Source organism: Acetobacter fabarum (assembly GCF_011516925.1).
Taxonomy (GTDB): domain Bacteria; phylum Pseudomonadota; class Alphaproteobacteria; order Acetobacterales; family Acetobacteraceae; genus Acetobacter; species Acetobacter fabarum.
The window spans coordinates 1-15,905 of the sequence record NZ_WOTG01000025.1 but is presented as its reverse complement, the minus strand read 5'-3'; the positions used below and the strand labels follow the sequence as shown (position 1 = coordinate 15,905).

Here is a 15,905-nt window from a genome sequence, read left to right as displayed (position 1 = left end):
CTGTCCTCAATCGCTTCACAGCCCTCGGAATCCCCCTCACGCACCCTGTCGCGTAAGAAAACCCCTCAAAGATTGCAGCACGCCCAATCGCTGGAATTGTGCAACAGAGTCGGGGCAAACTGTTCCTTATGTGTCATGGGTAGGGGCGCGCAGTATTAAGAAATGTTCCCCATAATCCAGGCTCAGTCCCCATTGATATGTGCGACAGGATGTGATTCAGGCTCCTTGAGGAGATTGAAGATGAATGACCTGTATTGGCTAGCGGAAGAGCAGATGGATTGTCTGCGGTCCTTTTTCCCGAAGAGCCATGGTAAACCTCGCGTTGATGTCCGTCGTGTGTTGAGCGGGATCATCTTCGTGAACAGAAATGGTCTGCGCTGGCGTGATGCCCCCGGGAATACGGTCCACACAAGACGCTCTACAACCGCTGGAAGCATTGGGGCGACATGGGCATTTTTGTGCGGATGATGGATGGCCTGTCTGCCGCGAAAACCGAACCTCAGACGATTATGATTGATGCGATGTATCTCATGGTGCACCGCATGGCTTCGAGCCTGCAGCTATAAAAGGGGATTCAGGCCGCCTGACCGGTCACACCAAAGGCGGTATGAATACCAAACTGCATGCGGCCGCCGATCAGAACAGATGGCCGCTGAGCTTTTTCATGACTGTGGGGCTGATCAGCGACCATACCGGTGCCGCTGCTTCGCTAGACAGTCTTCCTGCAGCACAACAGGTGCAGGGAGATCGCAGGTATGACTCCGACTGGTTCAGAGACACCCTGAAAGAAAAAGATATAAAGCCCTGCATTCCAGGACGCAAATCTCGCGGAAAATCAGTCAAATGCAATGAGAGAAAATATAAAGGCCGCAATCGCAGCAAGATCATGTTCAGACGAATCAAGAACTGGCGGTAGGTCGCAACCCGCTACGACAGACGCCGGACTGTCTTCTTTTCAGTCATCTGTCTCGCCGCAACCTTTATCTTCTGGCTATATGTCCTGAGCCTAACATTTACCCATAATACAAATTAAGTTGGTAAATCCCAAGAGCGGGCAGGGGACGTCAAATCGAAAATTTCTGCTTCGCTGTAGGTGAAAATTCCAACTATACGCAGGGGCAAATTAATCGCGTAATATATCTTATGCCAACAAAAATGGAGAGTTTCTTACGCTCAGCAGTCTTGACTTGCGGATCAATATCGGCTTCTTAACAAGCAGTCATTTACAATTAGATATACCAATGAAAATCCTATACGTTGCGCGCCTATGCCGACCACATCAATATATAAAAAACTTTTTTGTTTTTGCTGGTCCCTTATTCTACAATATCCGGGAATACGATCTTCTTCAAAAAGATTTTCTGGCGTTCATCGCTTTTTCGGCGATGGCGAGTTCAATATATATTTTTAATGACATAATTGATGTAAATTCTGATAGGAAACACCCAGTAAAGTGTAGTAGGCCAATAGCATGCGGGAAAGTATCCGTAAGGGAAGCTATTGCTCTGAATATTATCCTTACCGCATTTGCATTGTTTTTAGGCTTTGTTATCAGTCTTTGGGCTTTGGCATTTTTAGTTCTCTATATGATTATTAATATTGGATACTCGCTGCGTTGGAAACATGTTCCCGTCATTGATGTGTTCTTGATTTCTTCAGGATTCATGCTGCGCATCTTGATCGGTACGGTAGGGCTAGGTATTCATGCCACATCGTGGATACTGCTCTGTGGCCTCATGCTGACTCTTTTCCTTGGGTTTGCGAAGCGGCGAGCTGAACTGTTGGCACTTGAAAACAGCGACGATCTCAACCCCGCTTCCATCCGTCGCGTGCTGGATGACTATTCTCCTGAAATGATTGAGCAGTTTACGGCTATCAGCGCCGCCTGCACCATCATTTGCTATAGCTTGTATACTGTCTCACCTGAAACCGTGGCACGGCATCACACGACAAATCTGATCTATACGGTTCCCTTCGTGGTTTATGGCATTTTCCGCTATCTTTTTCTCCTGCATCGGGGGACTGGCGGCAATGATACCGCGCGTGACATGCTGCGCGATCCGCACCTACTGATAACTGGGTTGCTCTGGCTTATGGTCACGATAGGTGTCATTGCATGGCCAGTATAAAAATTCCATCTCGGCAGGCGCTCAGTCGCGGCATTGTCCTATCCGGTGTGCTGGCAGCGGTCGGGTATCTGGGGTTTTCCCTCTGGGCAGGCTGGAGTGAGGTCCTTCATGCCCTCGGTATGGTCGGTGCGGGGGGTGTTGTTCTGGCCGTTGCCCTGTCGCTGATCAATTACGGACTACGCTTCGTACGCTGGCAGATCTACCTATCTAGGTTGGGCCACAGGATGGGGAATGTCGATAGCGCTCTGATTTATTTTTCCGGCTTCGCCCTCACCACCACACCCGGCAAGGCGGGGGAATTGCTGCGTGGCGTCTTCCTTGAAAGACGCGGTATGCCGTTTTCAAGCAGTATTGCAGCTTTACTGAGCGAGCGCCTCTCTGACATGATAGCCATCATAGTGATCGGGCTGCCTGGTCTGTCGCTATATCCCCCCGCCCGCCCCGTAGCAGTTCTCTGTCTTGTCATGATCTTCATTTTCGGGTTCGTCGTGCTGTACGGGCGCATACTGGAAACTATCACGACATGGATTTCTGCCAGCCAGTCCAAAACCGTCAGGGTGCTACGGCATCTGCTTGATATGTTAATTGCAGCCAGGAAGTGCTATACGACCGATGTTATCTTGATGGTGCTGCCCCTTTCGCTCGCGGCATGGTCAGCCGAGGCTTTTGCCTTTCACCTCGTGCTCGAGCGCATGGGAGCGGATGTCGGGTTGTGGACGTCAATGTCCATATATGCGTTGGGCATGCTGGTCGGCGGCATAAGCTTCATACCTGGCGGGCTCGGGAGCGCCGAGGCAGCTATGACTGCGCTGCTGGTCATAGTAGGCGTCTCCAGTGTCGATTCCGTTGCGGCAACCATCATCATCCGTCTTACGACACTGTGGTTTGCCGTGTGTCTTGGTCTCGTAGTGCTGTTAGTGGGACGCAGGCAATTGATGCTATCAACACCGCAACTCGCCCCATGAGAGACGACATCAAATCTTGGAACCGTCTGCCTGCTGTAAGGCATCAGCACGTTCTTGATATACAGGCACGCACAGCTTGCCTGCCTTTACCCCCGGGGAAAGAAACTTGCATTCCCTTTGGTAACGGCCGTAGTTATGGTGATGTCTGCCTGAACCCGGATGCAGCCGTAATCCGTACCCGCGCGCTGGATCATATGATTGCCTTCGATCGGGAGCGTGGCCGCATTACCTGCGAAGGCGGAGTAATCCTTGCGGATATTCTTGATCTGGTTACCCCTCAGGGCTGGTTCCCTCCCGTAACCCCTGGCACACGCTTTGTAACGGTGGGGGGCTGTGTCGCAAACGATGTGCATGGCAAGAACCACCACGATACCGGGAGTTTCGGTAATCATGTTCGTTCGTTTGAACTCCTGCGTTCCGATGGGCAGCGTCTGATCTGTTCGACCGAACAGAATGCGGATTGGTTCGCCGCTACAATTGGGGGGCTGGGCCTGACTGGTCTGATCACGCAGGTTACTTTTGATCTGCTACCTATTGCCAATCCGTTCATGGTAACGCAGGCTTATCGATTTTCGACACTGGATGAGTTCTGGCACCTCAATGCACGCGCTGAACGCGAATGGCCCTATACCGTCGCTTGGATAGACTGCACTCGCCAGAACGGGCGGGGTATTCTGTTTGCGGGGCAGCATGCGCCGCCGCAACCGGAATTGCCCGTATGGAAAAGCCGCCACCGCACCGTGCCGGTGGACCTGCCGTTCTCATGTATCAACAGTCTCTCGCTCAAAGCGTTTAATGAGATTTACTACCGGCAGAAACTTCCCCGTGATCGGTACGTGGCACACTATGTGCCTTATTTTTATCCTCTGGACGCGATAGAAAACCTGAACCGTATCTACGGCACCAAAGCGTTCTATCAGTATCAGTGCGTTCTGCCACCACAGGTCTCGGCCGACGGACTCGCTGAGCTAATGCGTCAGATTTCACGTTCTGGCATGGGGTCGTTTCTGGCCGTGCTCAAAACTTTCGGCACCCGCCCCGCCATGGGGACACTTTCCTTCCCGCGCCCCGGAGCCACGTTGGCGCTGGATTTCCCCAATATGGGTGAGAAGACCTTACAATTGCTGAATCGCCTGGACAGCGTTGTTGCATCAGCCGGGGGAGCCTTGTATCCAGCCAAAGACGCCCGCATGTCGGCAGCCATGTTCCGCCGCGGGTTCCCTCAATGGGAGAAAATGCTGCCTTTTGTTGACCCTCGATTTTCCTCGGGGTTCTGGTCACGAGTAAATGAACCTGAGGGATAACCTTGAATGAGCAATATCGTTATATTCGGTGCCACATCGGCCATTGCAACTGCATGCGCGCGGGATTGGCTCGCGGCAGGTCATAATCTTTTTCTGGTTGGTCGCAATGCAGACAAACTGGAGATTATGCGCACCGACCTGATGGTCCGGAGCACGCAGAAGCAGACAATCGCCACGGCCACGGCCGACCTTAATGATTTTTCTACGCATGAGGCGCTATACGCTCAGGCAGCTCAGGCCCTTGGCGCACCTGATATTGTGCTGGTTGCACACGGCTCCCTACCTGACCAGAAAGCCTGCGAGGCCTCGGTTGAACTAACAATGCAGGAAATCCGGACAAATGCGCTCAGCGTTATCTCGCTCACCACGCTGGCCGCCAACCTGTTTGAACCACAGCGTGAAGGAACAATCGCAGTCATTGGCTCCGTGGCAGGTGATCGCGGGCGGCAGAGCAATTATGTTTATGGAGCAGCCAAAGGCATGGTGGATATTTTTCTGCAAGGGCTGCGCAATCGTATGGCCAAGGCTTCCGTTACGGTGTTGACCATCAAACCCGGCTTTGTTGATACCCCGATGACAGCACATATTCCCACAAAAGGCGTTTTGTGGTCGACACCGGGCCAGATTGGTCAAGGAATTATTCAGGCCGTTAAACGGAAACGGAATGTGGTCTATCTGCCGTGGTTCTGGCGGATTATCATGCTGATCATTCGGTCCATTCCCGAAGCGATCTTCAGAAAGCTTGCCCTGTGACGCGTAAACTGGCTCTGTTTGATTTTGACAGCACACTCACGCGGCACGACTCTCTTATTCCTTTTCTTCGCGCCGTCAGAGGGTATTGGGGTTTAGGCTGGGGTATGACGAAAAGCCTCCCCTGGTTGGCTGGCTACGCCTTGAAATGCATCCCGAATGATACAGCCAAACAACGCCTGCTACGTTATACGCTGGGCGGCCTTCCCCTTGACCGCCTGCGGGCCGCAGGCTGTGCGTTTGCACACGACAACATTCCTACCATGCTTCGAGCAGATATGATGGCACGCCTGCGCGCACATCAGGCGCAGGGGGAAGACTGTATACTGCTCAGTGCGTCCCTCGACCTCTATCTTGTTCCCTGGGCCCGCGCGACGGGATTTCATGATGTGCTTTGCTCTTCATTGGCCGTCGATCAAAAGCAGAGGGTCACGGGCCAATTGCAAGGCAATAACTGTTACGGAATAGAGAAGGTACATCGCATAAAAGAATATATATCAAGCCTCGGACATAAGTATGACTATATTACAGCATATGGAGATTCATCTGGCGACATGCCCTTGCTTCGATTTGCGAATGAAGGATATTTGGTCAAAAATGAAATAAAATCAATTAAATAAAATGATGTGGAGGTTGTGAAATGACAAGAATTTTCGAGGCGTTAATTCTAATTGCAACTACAACACATCATATATTGACTTGTGTTGAGATATTCTAATTCTGGAAATTTTTCAATGTAGGTATATCTTGAAAAGATAAGTTAAATTATTTGAATATTATTTATATTAATTGAATAAGTTATACTATTAAAAAATAAAATTTGGTCTTGTTAAATTTTGAATTTAAACTTGCCAAAAAATATTTTTGAGTGCTAGAGATTTTATCAATATGGGAAATTTCTAATAGGAGGTAAAAATTAGAAGTTATACTGATGATTAGCTTCTTTGATATTTTAGAAGATACATCATGTATGGATTTCTATTTTTTATGGTGTGCATGAATATAAATACTTTTTTCCTTGCTTTATTTAGTGTGACATTGAACGCATTGGCCCAAATCTCTCTGCGAAAAACAATGTTAACCATTGGCACATTGCCAAATTCGTTACCTTCTCTATTACCATTTCTAATTTCACTAGGGCTTAATGCATGGTTTTTGAGTGGAATGTTTTTTTATATTATTAGTATTGGCGCATGGATGGCGGTTTTAGGTAAAGTTGAGGTGAGTCTTGCGTATCCACTGCTATCAATTGGATACCTTATCGCAGCACTGATTGGATATTTATTTTTGGGTGAGCATGTTAATGGTATGCGGATGGTAGGTATCTTTGTGATATGTGCGGGCATTATTGTCATTTCGAGGAGTGCATAAACATGCGACATATCATCACTGGAGGAAGCGGCTTTACAGGTAAAGTTCTCATACGACAGTTGCTTGAGCAAGATGCGGAAATTATTAATTTTGATATTCAGCCTATAAACGACCCTAATTTATCTAAAAAAATTAAACTAATTCAAGGTGATATCCGGTCTCCTGCTGATCTTGCTCAATTAAAATTGAGACCGGATGATGTTGTCTACCACCTCGCGGCAAGACAGTTTGCTAATACTGTACCACGGACAGGGCGCGATGCATGGTTTAATGACGTCAATGTTGTGGGAACTCACAATATTGTACACGCAATGCAGGCCGCCTCAACGCGCTTACTTGTTTTTTTCTCAACAGATATGACTTATGGCAAGCCTAAAGTCTGCCCGATTCCGCCGGATTATCCTCAGAATCCCCTCGGGTCATATGGACGCAGTAAATTACAAGCTGAATGTATTTTGAGATCTGCTGAGGGCATTAGCGCGACAATTTTCAGACCTCGTTTAATAACGGGCTATGGCCGATTGGGTATTTTAGGTAAGCTGTTTTATCTAATCCATAAAGGGTTGCCTGTTCCAATGATTGGAGATGGGAAAAATCGTTATCAAATGGTTGGGGTCGAAGATTGTGCACGAGCTGCTATTCTGGCAGTAACAAAAGGGTGTCCTTCAGGTCCTTTTAACTTGGGTTCTGAACATCCCCCTACCACTAGAGAGTTGTTAGATGGAATTATTCGCCACGCACACTCCCGCTCAAAACTGCTAGCAGTTCCTGCTGCACCGTTAAAAGTGCTTTTGGCAATCCTCGATAAGCTTGGACTTACACTTCTATATCCAGAGCAGTTCGAGATAGCCGATGCTGATATTCTGCTTGATACGACGGCGACTAGAACAGAGTTGGGTTGGTCTCCTTCGCATGATGATATTCAGATGATGAATATGGCTTATGATTCTTTTCTGAAAATTATTTCTTAATTTGGAATTAATTCATGATGCACTACAAAGGCACAGGGAGTTTTGATTCAGGCTACTGCAAGTAGACTGATGATGAGCGCCCTGGAGCGATCGAAGAACCGTTAATTGATGTGCCTTGGTTCTTATTTTGGGCTTTTGGCGATTTGATTAACGGTTCCTGAAACTGATTTTCGCTCTGCGTTTTGAGTGTATCCGGGAAGATCACCCGCTGGATAGCTATGCGCTCGCGCTGATCCGTTCCAGGAAGAGGAAGCGGCGCATATTATAGACGATATTGGCCAGCTCGATCTGTGATTTCTGGTCGGCAAAGACATGCTCGACGCGGGACCGGATCACGGACTTTCCAGCATTCGATTTCTGGACATATCGGGGCATAGCCTTGAGATGCGGCTTCTTCCTGTGAACCTTTGAGACAAAGCACTGCTTTTCCATGAAGTCTTCATTGGCTTTTGAGCGATACGCCGTGTCAGTTCAGACGTTTGAGGCCGTATTGGTTTATCCAACAGCCCCTTTCTCAATCGCGCGCTATCACTGGCGACGGCATCCGTCATCTTTCATTTCCGGATGAACCGGAACTTCCGGTCGATGGAGATGTGCGACTTGTAGCCAACAAACGGGATACCGAGGTCCATTGCAGGGATCGTTCCGTCATCCTGCCGTTTTGCTTTCGTGAATTTCAGTGTCCAGCGCGCGTGACGGTCCTTATGCGGCAGCTTTGCCGGCATGTCCTGTGGGAGCCGTCCCTCCCGAAGATCGGCTTTCTAAGCGTTTGCATTGCTTTGGAGCAGCCACCAGTGTTGTGTCCAGGATCTGGCCTGACATCGGCAGATAACCGGCGTTCCTCAAAGTAGCGTCAAAGCGATTGAACAGACTTTCAATCGCACCCGCCTGTGTCAGACGCTCGCGAAATAGCCAGACCGTTTTGGCATCCGGCACCCGATCCGACAGGCCCAGTCCTAGGAAGCGCATGAAGGACAGACGGTCGTTGATCAGATACTCCATCCGCTCATCAGATAAATTGTTCAACGTCTGGATAACCAGGATCTTGAACATCAGCACCGGATCAAATGATGGTCGCCCGCCTTTACTCCCAGTTGAATAGGCCAGAGCCTGCTCCAGATCAGGGGGGAACACCTCAAAATCCACAGTCCGGAAAAACGCTTCGAGCTGATCACCAAGCCCACTCAGTCGAGCAAACCGCTCTTCAACAGGCGGCCCCTATAGAGCATTCAAAAAATTATTGAATATTCCACGAAATAGGTATATAATTATTAATCTTTATTTATCTCCTAAAGAAGGTTCAACGTGGAATTGGAAAACAAAACTTATAAAAATATTATAATCAGTTTTATGATAGGAATATTTTTATCAACAATTCCCGTTCTGATACATGGTGATGCATATTGTCGTGATGATATGCAAGCCCAATATATGCCAATGTTTTATGCAATTGGACGAACTATTACACAAGAATATTTTGTTCCATTTATCACCACACATACATGGTTTGGCGGAAATATAATAGGAGAATTTCAATATGGAATATTCAATCCAATTGAAATAATATTATATTCCTCAATTACTTTTATTTCATATATGCCATATGCGGCCGCATTTATGGCTATAATACATTATGGCATACTTTCCTCTGGAATGTTTTTCCTTTCCAAGGCTGTAGGTGCTTCTGATAAATATTCATATGTCGCTTCTGTGGCGATCGTAACCAATAATTTCATATATTATTGGTATGCTTCGAGTTGGTTCCCTCAGTTTACATCTATATCTTTTATGTTGTGGGCTATGGCTTTCACATTGAAAGCGGATCAAACGAGAGGATATTTCCTAGGTGCCGTGGTGTCAGTTTATCTTATGATTACGGTAGGATTTCCACAGACGATTGTTGCTTTCTTTGTTTTTGGAGGAATATATTCCTGTTTAGAGATATTTAAACGCAAAACATTTGCATCTTTTTTACCTATGATTGCAATTATATTGGGAGCTCTAGCCGCTTTGATATCTTTTCTACCGTCAATGGCTATGCTATCCGTTTCCGATAGGAATACAACAACTCTGTTTAGCGCTGGATCTTTAATACCTCAGATTGGCGATCTATTTTATTTCTCCAATCCTGTTCATCCATCTCATATGATTATGATGTCATATCGAAATTTTAAAGCTGCGCATTTTTATATTGCATGGTTCATACTGCCCCTAATGTTTTTTATTGATTGGAAGAATGTAAGAAACCTGTCTTCCAAATTTCTTACTGTGGCAATTTCAATGTTTATTTTTGTAATTATGACACAAGGTCCGGAACATTTTGGTCCGCTTCGCTTGCCGTTTAGATATATAGCATTTTTCCAAATATTTCTTATTATATCTATGTTGTATTTGTTTGATAAATTTAAATGTAAATACATTTCTCGATATAGGATTTATTTTTTTGCCATTACATTATTTTCATTAGACTTGGTAAGTGCATTACAAAACCCCAATAAAAGAATCTTTATATTTGTTTCGTTTATTTTTTGTATGTATTTTGGAATTCGTATAGCTAAAAAAAATATGCCTATCAGTTATTGGATATTAATTACAGTTATTTTCTCTGTGTTCTCACGAGCTACAGGTGGTTTTTACAATAGTGTAACTCCTGATTGGCAAATATTCCCCGAAGTGTCAGAACAAATAAATCTCAACTCCGTTAACCCTTATTACAACATGTGTTTGGTTGATGATGTTTTCAATAAAAGATGGCAGCAGAATAGTGATAAATATATTAAAGATATATGGTTTGGTAATATCGGGTTGGCGCAGAATAAACCAAGCGTAAATGGATATTCACCCATTAAACAATCTGGGCTTTCTAGAAGATTTTTTTACGAGGTGAGAAAATATACTCCTGTGCATGGTACGACCCCTATTGAAGCTGGCATTAGAGGCTTAGAAATAGAACCAACAACAGGCTTATCTTTTTTTGACTTAATGAGAGTTAAAAATGTTATTGCTTTCAATGGCGAACAAGCAGACATATTCGATCGGGTAAAAACACAAGGGTGGAGAAAGATTGAAAATAAAAAATATTCAACTGTCTTTTCACATGAATTACCCAATCAGATACTTCCTGGAACACTTTCTTGGCCTTTGAAGGGAGTATCAATCAGTGAACCATCCATTGCTATGGGGAATCATGAGATTTTGATTCTGTCGTCACGGAATGTAAATAAGTTAATTTTTGCACGCACATATTGGCCAGGTTATGTTGCTACCTTTAATGGCGCTCCAGTACCAGTTTCTCCTTTTGCTGGCTTTATGGTCTCTGTTGATCTTCCCGCAGATCAATCTTCTGGAACGTTAGATTTATCTTATCATATGCCTTACTTTAAATTTTCGGTTTTATTGTTAATTTTCAGTTCATTATTAACGATAATTGTTGTTAGTTTAAATACTCTATGGAAAAAAAATGTTTGAAGTTTATTTTCCTATAGGTGGGAGATGATACCTTGAAATTTAGAAAATTCATGTTTTCTTTTTTAATTCTTTCTTTTTTAATTCTTCACGCAAAGGAATGTTTTTCTAAAGATCGGATAGAAAAAATTTTCATTTGTGATAGCCCGGATAGTGCGGAACTATTTTGGCGAGAAGTTCAAAATAATATTGATAACGAAATGGATATAAATGAATATATGTTAAATAAACTATATGATAAATTAAAAAAAGATGCATTTGATCATAAATTGCGGAGTAAATATTATAATAAAATCTTTTCCTCGAGCAGGTGTAAATGGATAGAAGCACAAGAAATATCACCATTTATGCTAATTCCTGGAGATATGATGGCTGTAACAGATGGAAATACGAACGTATGGTTTACCCAAAATGCATCGTTCGGTTGGATCTCAACAAAATTTTATATGCACTTTAAAAAATAAAATGGAGTGAACCAAACCCTTTAGGATCAGGACTCATTCTTTAAGATAGAAGATGAAGCTTGCTGCGATGTGGATTGCGGACATAAAGGTATGAGCGCATCGGTCATATCGTGTTGCCACCCGTCGCCAGTCTTTCAGCTTATACAGATGGAGAGTTCGAAAAACCCGGAGTGATCGAAGAACCGTGAATTGGTGTGCCTTGCTTGTGATTTTGAGCCTTTGGCCTGCTGATTGACGTTTCTTTTGATCTGCGTTTTGAGCAGATTGGGAGCTGTTACCCGTTTGATAGCTACGCTGCGGTGCTGATCCGCTCCAAGAAGAGGAACCGGCGCATATTGTAGACGATATTGGCCAGCCTGATCCTCATGGTGGCCCGGGTGATACCAACAGTTCGGATGAACAATCCCGTCTGCGATTTCTGATCGGCAAAGACATGCTCGACGCGGGATCGGATCACCGACTTTCCTGCATTAGATTGCTGGATATGCCGGGGCATAGGTTTGAGATGCGGCTTTTTCCTGTGAACCTTTGAGACAAAGCCGTGCTTTTCCATGAAGTCTTCATTGGCTTTTGAGCGATACGCCGTGTCAGCCCAGACACTTGAGGCCGTATTGGTTTTATCCAGCAGGCCCTCGCGTAGCCTGGCGCCATCACTGGCGGCGGCATCCGTCGTCTTCCATTTGCGGATGAACCGGAATTTCCGATCAATGGAGACGTGCGACTTGTAGCCAAAGAACGGGATAGCCAGATCCGTTGCGGGCATACTCCCGTCATCCTGCCGCTTCGCTTTGGTAAATTTAAGTGTCCATCGTGCATGCCTGTCCTTGTGGGACAGTTTGGATGGTTTGTCCTGCCAGTCCTGTGGAATCCGTCCTTCCCGCAGTGCCGTCTTTTCATCGTTGGTGTTGCGCTGCTTTGGCGCGGCCACCAGCGTTGCGTCCAAGATCTGTCCTGACATCGGCAGATAGCTCGCGTTGCGCAGGGTCGCGTCAAATCGGTCAAACAGTCTTTCAATTGCGCTCGCCTGGGTCAGGCGTTCACGAAACAGCCAGAGTGTTTTGGCGTCCGGCACCCGATCTGAAAGCCCCAGACCAAGGAAACGCATGAAGGAAAGGCGGTCGTTGATCAGATACTCCGTCCGTTCATCGGACAGATTGTTCAGTGTCTGGATCACCAGGATCTTGAACATCAGTACCGGATCAAACGGCGGGCGCCCCCCTTTACTCCCAGTTGAATAGGCTAGAGCCTGCTCCAAATCAGGTCGGAACACTTCAAAATCCACAATCTGGGAAAAAGCTTCGAGCTGATCACCAAGCCCGCTCAATCGCGCAAGCCGCTCTTCAACATCAAAAAAGCCAGCCTGCTTCATGATCAATGCTCCCAATCAATACATGAGTAATGGAATCACAAAGGCAGCCCCAAAACCAGAGGGTTCTTCGAACCCTCCAGGTTGGGTATCCGCGTTTCTGTCTGCCGTCCCTTCAGAAACAAGCACAGTTTTCCCTGCGAAGACGGCTGCACTTGGAGCCTGAATCCCAAAGATGGGACCATGAACGGCCGGTACGATAATACTTGGCTTGGTTGCGGCGGCATTACTGGTGGTCCTCTACTACCTTTCCTTTTTACTCCGGACTTGCATCGTAACAGGGCCATCCAAGCTCAGGGCTTTGAGACGAATATCCGCATTGCGCACCGCCTGATCAGCCGCCGCCATTGCTGCTTCGAGATCCGCATAGTCTGGCTGCCAGCGCGCCAGCGGCGACACGGTGGACAGCAACGGCGCGCTCTCGATTATTGATTCACAAACCCGATTAGCCCCGCGTCGCGCCCTGCGGGGGAGTGCAACCTCCATAGCCAACGGCGCCAGTCCTTTCAGACCAAACAGCCGACGGGCACTGCGATGCGTGACCTCAACGACAATGTCTTGTTCAACAAACTGGTCGAGCAAAATCAGAGCGTTCTTCGGTGCCATCCGTAAGCGCCCGGCCAGGGTGACGGCCGACATCAATGGCGCGGCCGCAATCAAATCGATAGCCGCGAGTGCGCGTGAGTTCCGACGCCGGCCAGGTGCCACTGACTGCCTTGCCTGAAGCCAGCCATGCTCAAGGAGACCGAGCTGACGCAGCGCATCGCGCGCCTCCCCTGCCAACGCCTGAAGGAAAAGTGGTGCCCATGCGGTAAAATCCCATGGCACATCCGCCTGCAACGCAGCCGCCCCTGTCAACGGCAGTGGTAACCGTGTCAGCATGGCACCGAGATGACGCACGATCGCAGTGCGCATCGCTGACCGCGCGTGACCTGCTTCAAGCCAGTCATGCAGCCCCCGGGCGACGCATAGCAGTGGGCTGTCATCCCGCCATTTACGCGTCAACACGGCCATCGCCTCCTGCACTGCGCCTTCCTGTTCCAAATCTGGCGCAACCAGCCACTGGTATTGGGTAAAGGCGTAGCGGGCCGCCTCAAACACGCCACCACGATCTGCGTCGCCGAGGCGCAGTGGCAAATGCTCGATCACCGCCGCTAAGTGCCACGGATCGATCGCGTAACCGTCCACGCCTGCCTGCCGCCGCACCGCATCCAGCCGCATGCGGTGCAATGCTGCCGGAAGAAGCGGATGGCCATGTAAGGCCTGATCGAGGCGACCGATGGCAAATGCGGCCTCAGTGACTGATGCGTTAAGCCCTGACATCTTTCCCTGCTAGATTTAACGAACGGGGGAGCGGGGCTCACGCCTAGGTGCTTTACCGTTCCCGAGATCATTTTCAGGCTGCTGCACAGGAGCCACAGACCTTGGACACGGCTGGCTAATATCGGGCACGATTTCCCCCTCAGGCACCCCGCATTGAAGCAGCAGATTGCGGGCAATCTCCGACTGTTCTGCTACTGCTCCCCAGACTATCTCGGGTAAGTCGCTCTTGATCAATCCAGTCAGGCCGCTCAGGTCATCTTCATGGATCATCAGGCCCACGGAGCCATCCGTGGAGGACAAGGAGGCAGCCAGCACCTCAGCGAACGGCTGCTGATTCCTCTCGTTTTGTTTAGTATTAAGTGAGGCTAATGCATGCTCCAGCCGTATCGACCACGGCTCACCCGCGCTGCGGTTAACCCATTGCACATAATAACACCAACTGCTGGCATGCGTCAGTGAGCCTTCCCATTGCCAGCCGCTGATTGCTGTGGTCAGAAAGGCATAGTATTGCTCATAGGCATAACGCTTGTTGAACAGGGAGCCGTTACCACGCCGAGCAATGTATTCGGCGAACTCCTCGTGATCTTCACAAAGCTTTAGAGCGGAAGCCACAGTTGCGCCGCTGGCCAAAGCGTCGCGAATGGTTGCCAGCGCACAAAGTTGCATACGCGGACCAGCATGAGCACTCCACCATTGCTTCTCACGCTGCAGGTTTTTCTTCTTGCGCCTCAACGATGAACGGTCCTCAGACTTCTTGGCTGCGCTGATCTTTTTCTGCACGGTGTCCCAGGCCTTGTTCCACTCCGCAGGACCTCTATGCAACCTCAGCCCGCTTGCTTCTCGAACTACGTAGCCAAGTGATAGCTTTCCAGAGCTCGCGTCATTAGCGGGGCGTTTGGCCTGAAACAGCGTCACCTTAACACGATGATTGCTGCAAGGCGTGATGATGCCAAAATCAAAGCCACTTTCGGCTTCCTGATGTTTGCTCTGATGTGACCAATAACACGCGCGCGGGCTTCGATCGGCATCCACTCCATGCGTCGCTTCCTCGAACGCCTGATAAGCATCGTCCAGCACTCTGGCATGCCAGAAGCTGCTGGCGAGAAGGCCATAGAGAGCATCGGTCTGCGGCTCTTCCAGAATGCCATGTTCCCCCAGTTGAGAGGCCTGTGTCAGCACTGAAAAATGGGCGGCATAGTGGCAAATCGCTTCACCTGGGTCACTCTCTAGCCAATCCTCCATGAGCCGTTTGAGCGATGGGCGGACAGAGGAAGGAGGCACCGACTGATCGTAAGCGGCCGCCAGAGCTAAGAGTGGGTGTTGCATCAATGCAGGTCCATCTAAAATTACCACACAAGAATACGCTATCGGGGGATTAGAGTAAATCTCGGACACCACTTTGTCATGAGCCCCCTCCCCCGTTTTTATGTCCGATAAGTTCCCTTGTCGGACATAAAAAATCCGGGCAAAAAGCCGATCGAATGTCGAAATTCCTTAATTAGGAGAATCCCGGCTTCCACGCCGCCAAACCCCACCAAAAGTAACCTTAATCAGGTTACAAGGAGTCCCTTAATTAGGTTAAAAGCCCGTTCTTAGTCGGACTTGTTTCATGCGGAGGATTCACTCCATGTCCATCTTGGGGGGGCTTTGTTGCAGAAATACTGGCAAGGGATTCCATGTTTGAAGCCAGTTTGTTAGCTGTGAGTGATGAGCAAGCCGAAGCGCACACGCTACCGAACGACGAACTGGTCCTCCTACAACGCAGCACTGAAGAAGCGTGGGTGTCTGACGGTGTGG

At 48.1% G+C, this 15,905-nt stretch carries 12 protein-coding genes and 3 pseudogenes; 10 read left to right on the top strand and 5 right to left on the bottom strand.

Annotated features, from left to right (window positions below):
* The first annotated feature begins 240 nt into the window (after positions 1-240).
* From GOB83_RS13935 to GOB83_RS13900, 8 genes and pseudogenes are all read left to right on the top strand, one after another.
* Positions 241-1,033, top strand: a pseudogene (locus tag GOB83_RS13935) (IS5 family transposase).
* Between the two features lie 154 nt (positions 1,034-1,187).
* Positions 1,188-2,129: a decaprenyl-phosphate phosphoribosyltransferase gene (locus GOB83_RS13930; protein WP_198912020.1), complete on the top strand. Its 942-nt coding sequence runs from the start codon at positions 1,188-1,190 to the stop codon at positions 2,127-2,129.
* Positions 2,117-3,094: a lysylphosphatidylglycerol synthase transmembrane domain-containing protein gene (locus GOB83_RS13925; protein WP_165926526.1), complete on the top strand. Its 978-nt coding sequence runs from the start codon at positions 2,117-2,119 to the stop codon at positions 3,092-3,094. Before GOB83_RS13930 ends, GOB83_RS13925 begins: the two co-directional genes overlap by 13 nt.
* Positions 3,091-4,398 carry an FAD-binding oxidoreductase gene (locus tag GOB83_RS13920; protein ID WP_165926525.1) on the top strand — a complete coding sequence of 436 codons (1,308 nt, stop codon included), beginning with the start codon at positions 3,091-3,093 and terminating at the stop codon, positions 4,396-4,398. Before GOB83_RS13925 ends, GOB83_RS13920 begins: the two co-directional genes overlap by 4 nt.
* Positions 4,399-4,404: 6 nt before the next feature.
* Entirely contained in the window at positions 4,405-5,151 is a 747-nt protein-coding gene (locus tag GOB83_RS13915) for an SDR family oxidoreductase (RefSeq protein WP_165926524.1), read from the top strand.
* The gene (locus GOB83_RS13910) at positions 5,148-5,768 is read left to right on the top strand and encodes an HAD-IB family hydrolase (protein ID WP_165926523.1); all 621 of its coding nucleotides are present in this window, start codon (positions 5,148-5,150) and stop codon (positions 5,766-5,768) included. The genes GOB83_RS13915 and GOB83_RS13910 overlap by 4 nt, the downstream gene beginning before the upstream one ends.
* Before the next feature lie 367 nt (positions 5,769-6,135).
* Positions 6,136-6,519 (top strand): EamA family transporter, encoded by a 384-nt coding sequence (locus tag GOB83_RS13905; RefSeq protein ID WP_165926522.1) that lies wholly within the window; start codon positions 6,136-6,138, stop codon positions 6,517-6,519.
* Between the two features lie 2 nt (positions 6,520-6,521).
* Positions 6,522-7,490: an NAD-dependent epimerase/dehydratase family protein gene (locus tag GOB83_RS13900; RefSeq protein WP_165926521.1), complete on the top strand. Its 969-nt coding sequence runs from the start codon at positions 6,522-6,524 to the stop codon at positions 7,488-7,490.
* 216 nt (positions 7,491-7,706) lie between these two features.
* Here the strand turns inward: GOB83_RS13900 and GOB83_RS13895 are convergent.
* Positions 7,707-8,678: pseudogene (locus GOB83_RS13895) on the bottom strand (IS5 family transposase).
* A 117-nt stretch (positions 8,679-8,795) separates the two neighbouring features.
* On the opposite strand from GOB83_RS13895, the gene GOB83_RS13890 reads away from it, so the two are divergent.
* A complete protein-coding gene (locus GOB83_RS13890; RefSeq protein WP_165926520.1) occupies positions 8,796-10,958 on the top strand; it encodes a hypothetical protein in 2,163 nt (720 codons plus the stop codon).
* A 32-nt stretch (positions 10,959-10,990) separates the two neighbouring features.
* Complete coding sequence (locus tag GOB83_RS13885) at positions 10,991-11,419, top strand: hypothetical protein (RefSeq protein WP_165926519.1); 429 nt, start codon at positions 10,991-10,993, stop codon at positions 11,417-11,419.
* A 33-nt stretch (positions 11,420-11,452) separates the two neighbouring features.
* On the opposite strand, the pseudogene GOB83_RS13880 reads toward GOB83_RS13885, so the two are convergent.
* The 4 genes and pseudogenes from GOB83_RS13880 to GOB83_RS13865 form a co-directional block, all read right to left on the bottom strand.
* Positions 11,453-11,560, bottom strand: a pseudogene (locus tag GOB83_RS13880) (IS5/IS1182 family transposase); the annotation flags it as partial.
* 148 nt (positions 11,561-11,708) lie between these two features.
* Positions 11,709-12,791, bottom strand: coding sequence for an IS5 family transposase (locus tag GOB83_RS13875; RefSeq protein ID WP_338420640.1), 1,083 nt, complete (start codon positions 12,789-12,791; stop codon positions 11,709-11,711).
* Positions 12,792-13,028: 237 nt separating this feature from the next.
* Positions 13,029-14,108, bottom strand: a complete 1,080-nt coding sequence (locus GOB83_RS13870) for a hypothetical protein (RefSeq protein ID WP_165926517.1) — start codon at positions 14,106-14,108, stop codon at positions 13,029-13,031.
* Positions 14,109-14,123: 15 nt separating this feature from the next.
* The gene (locus GOB83_RS13865; protein ID WP_165926516.1) at positions 14,124-15,434 is read right to left on the bottom strand and encodes a hypothetical protein; all 1,311 of its coding nucleotides are present in this window, start codon (positions 15,432-15,434) and stop codon (positions 14,124-14,126) included.
* Positions 15,435-15,905 lie beyond the last annotated feature (471 nt).

Bases quoted from the DNA above. Each gene is read 5' to 3' on its own strand.
- GOB83_RS13865 (WP_165926516.1), bottom strand. From the start codon at position 15,434: ATGCAACACCCACTCTTAGCTCTGGCGGCCGCTTACGATCAGTCGGTG.
- GOB83_RS13870 (WP_165926517.1), bottom strand. From the start codon at position 14,108: ATGTCAGGGCTTAACGCATCAGTCACTGAGGCCGCATTTGCCATCGGT.
- GOB83_RS13915 (WP_165926524.1), top strand. From the start codon at position 4,405: ATGAGCAATATCGTTATATTCGGTGCCACATCGGCCATTGCAACTGCA.
- GOB83_RS13900 (WP_165926521.1), top strand. From the start codon at position 6,522: ATGCGACATATCATCACTGGAGGAAGCGGCTTTACAGGTAAAGTTCTC.
- GOB83_RS13905 (WP_165926522.1), top strand. From the start codon at position 6,136: ATGGTGTGCATGAATATAAATACTTTTTTCCTTGCTTTATTTAGTGTG.
- GOB83_RS13920 (WP_165926525.1), top strand. From the start codon at position 3,091: ATGAGAGACGACATCAAATCTTGGAACCGTCTGCCTGCTGTAAGGCAT.
- GOB83_RS13925 (WP_165926526.1), top strand. From the start codon at position 2,117: ATGGCCAGTATAAAAATTCCATCTCGGCAGGCGCTCAGTCGCGGCATT.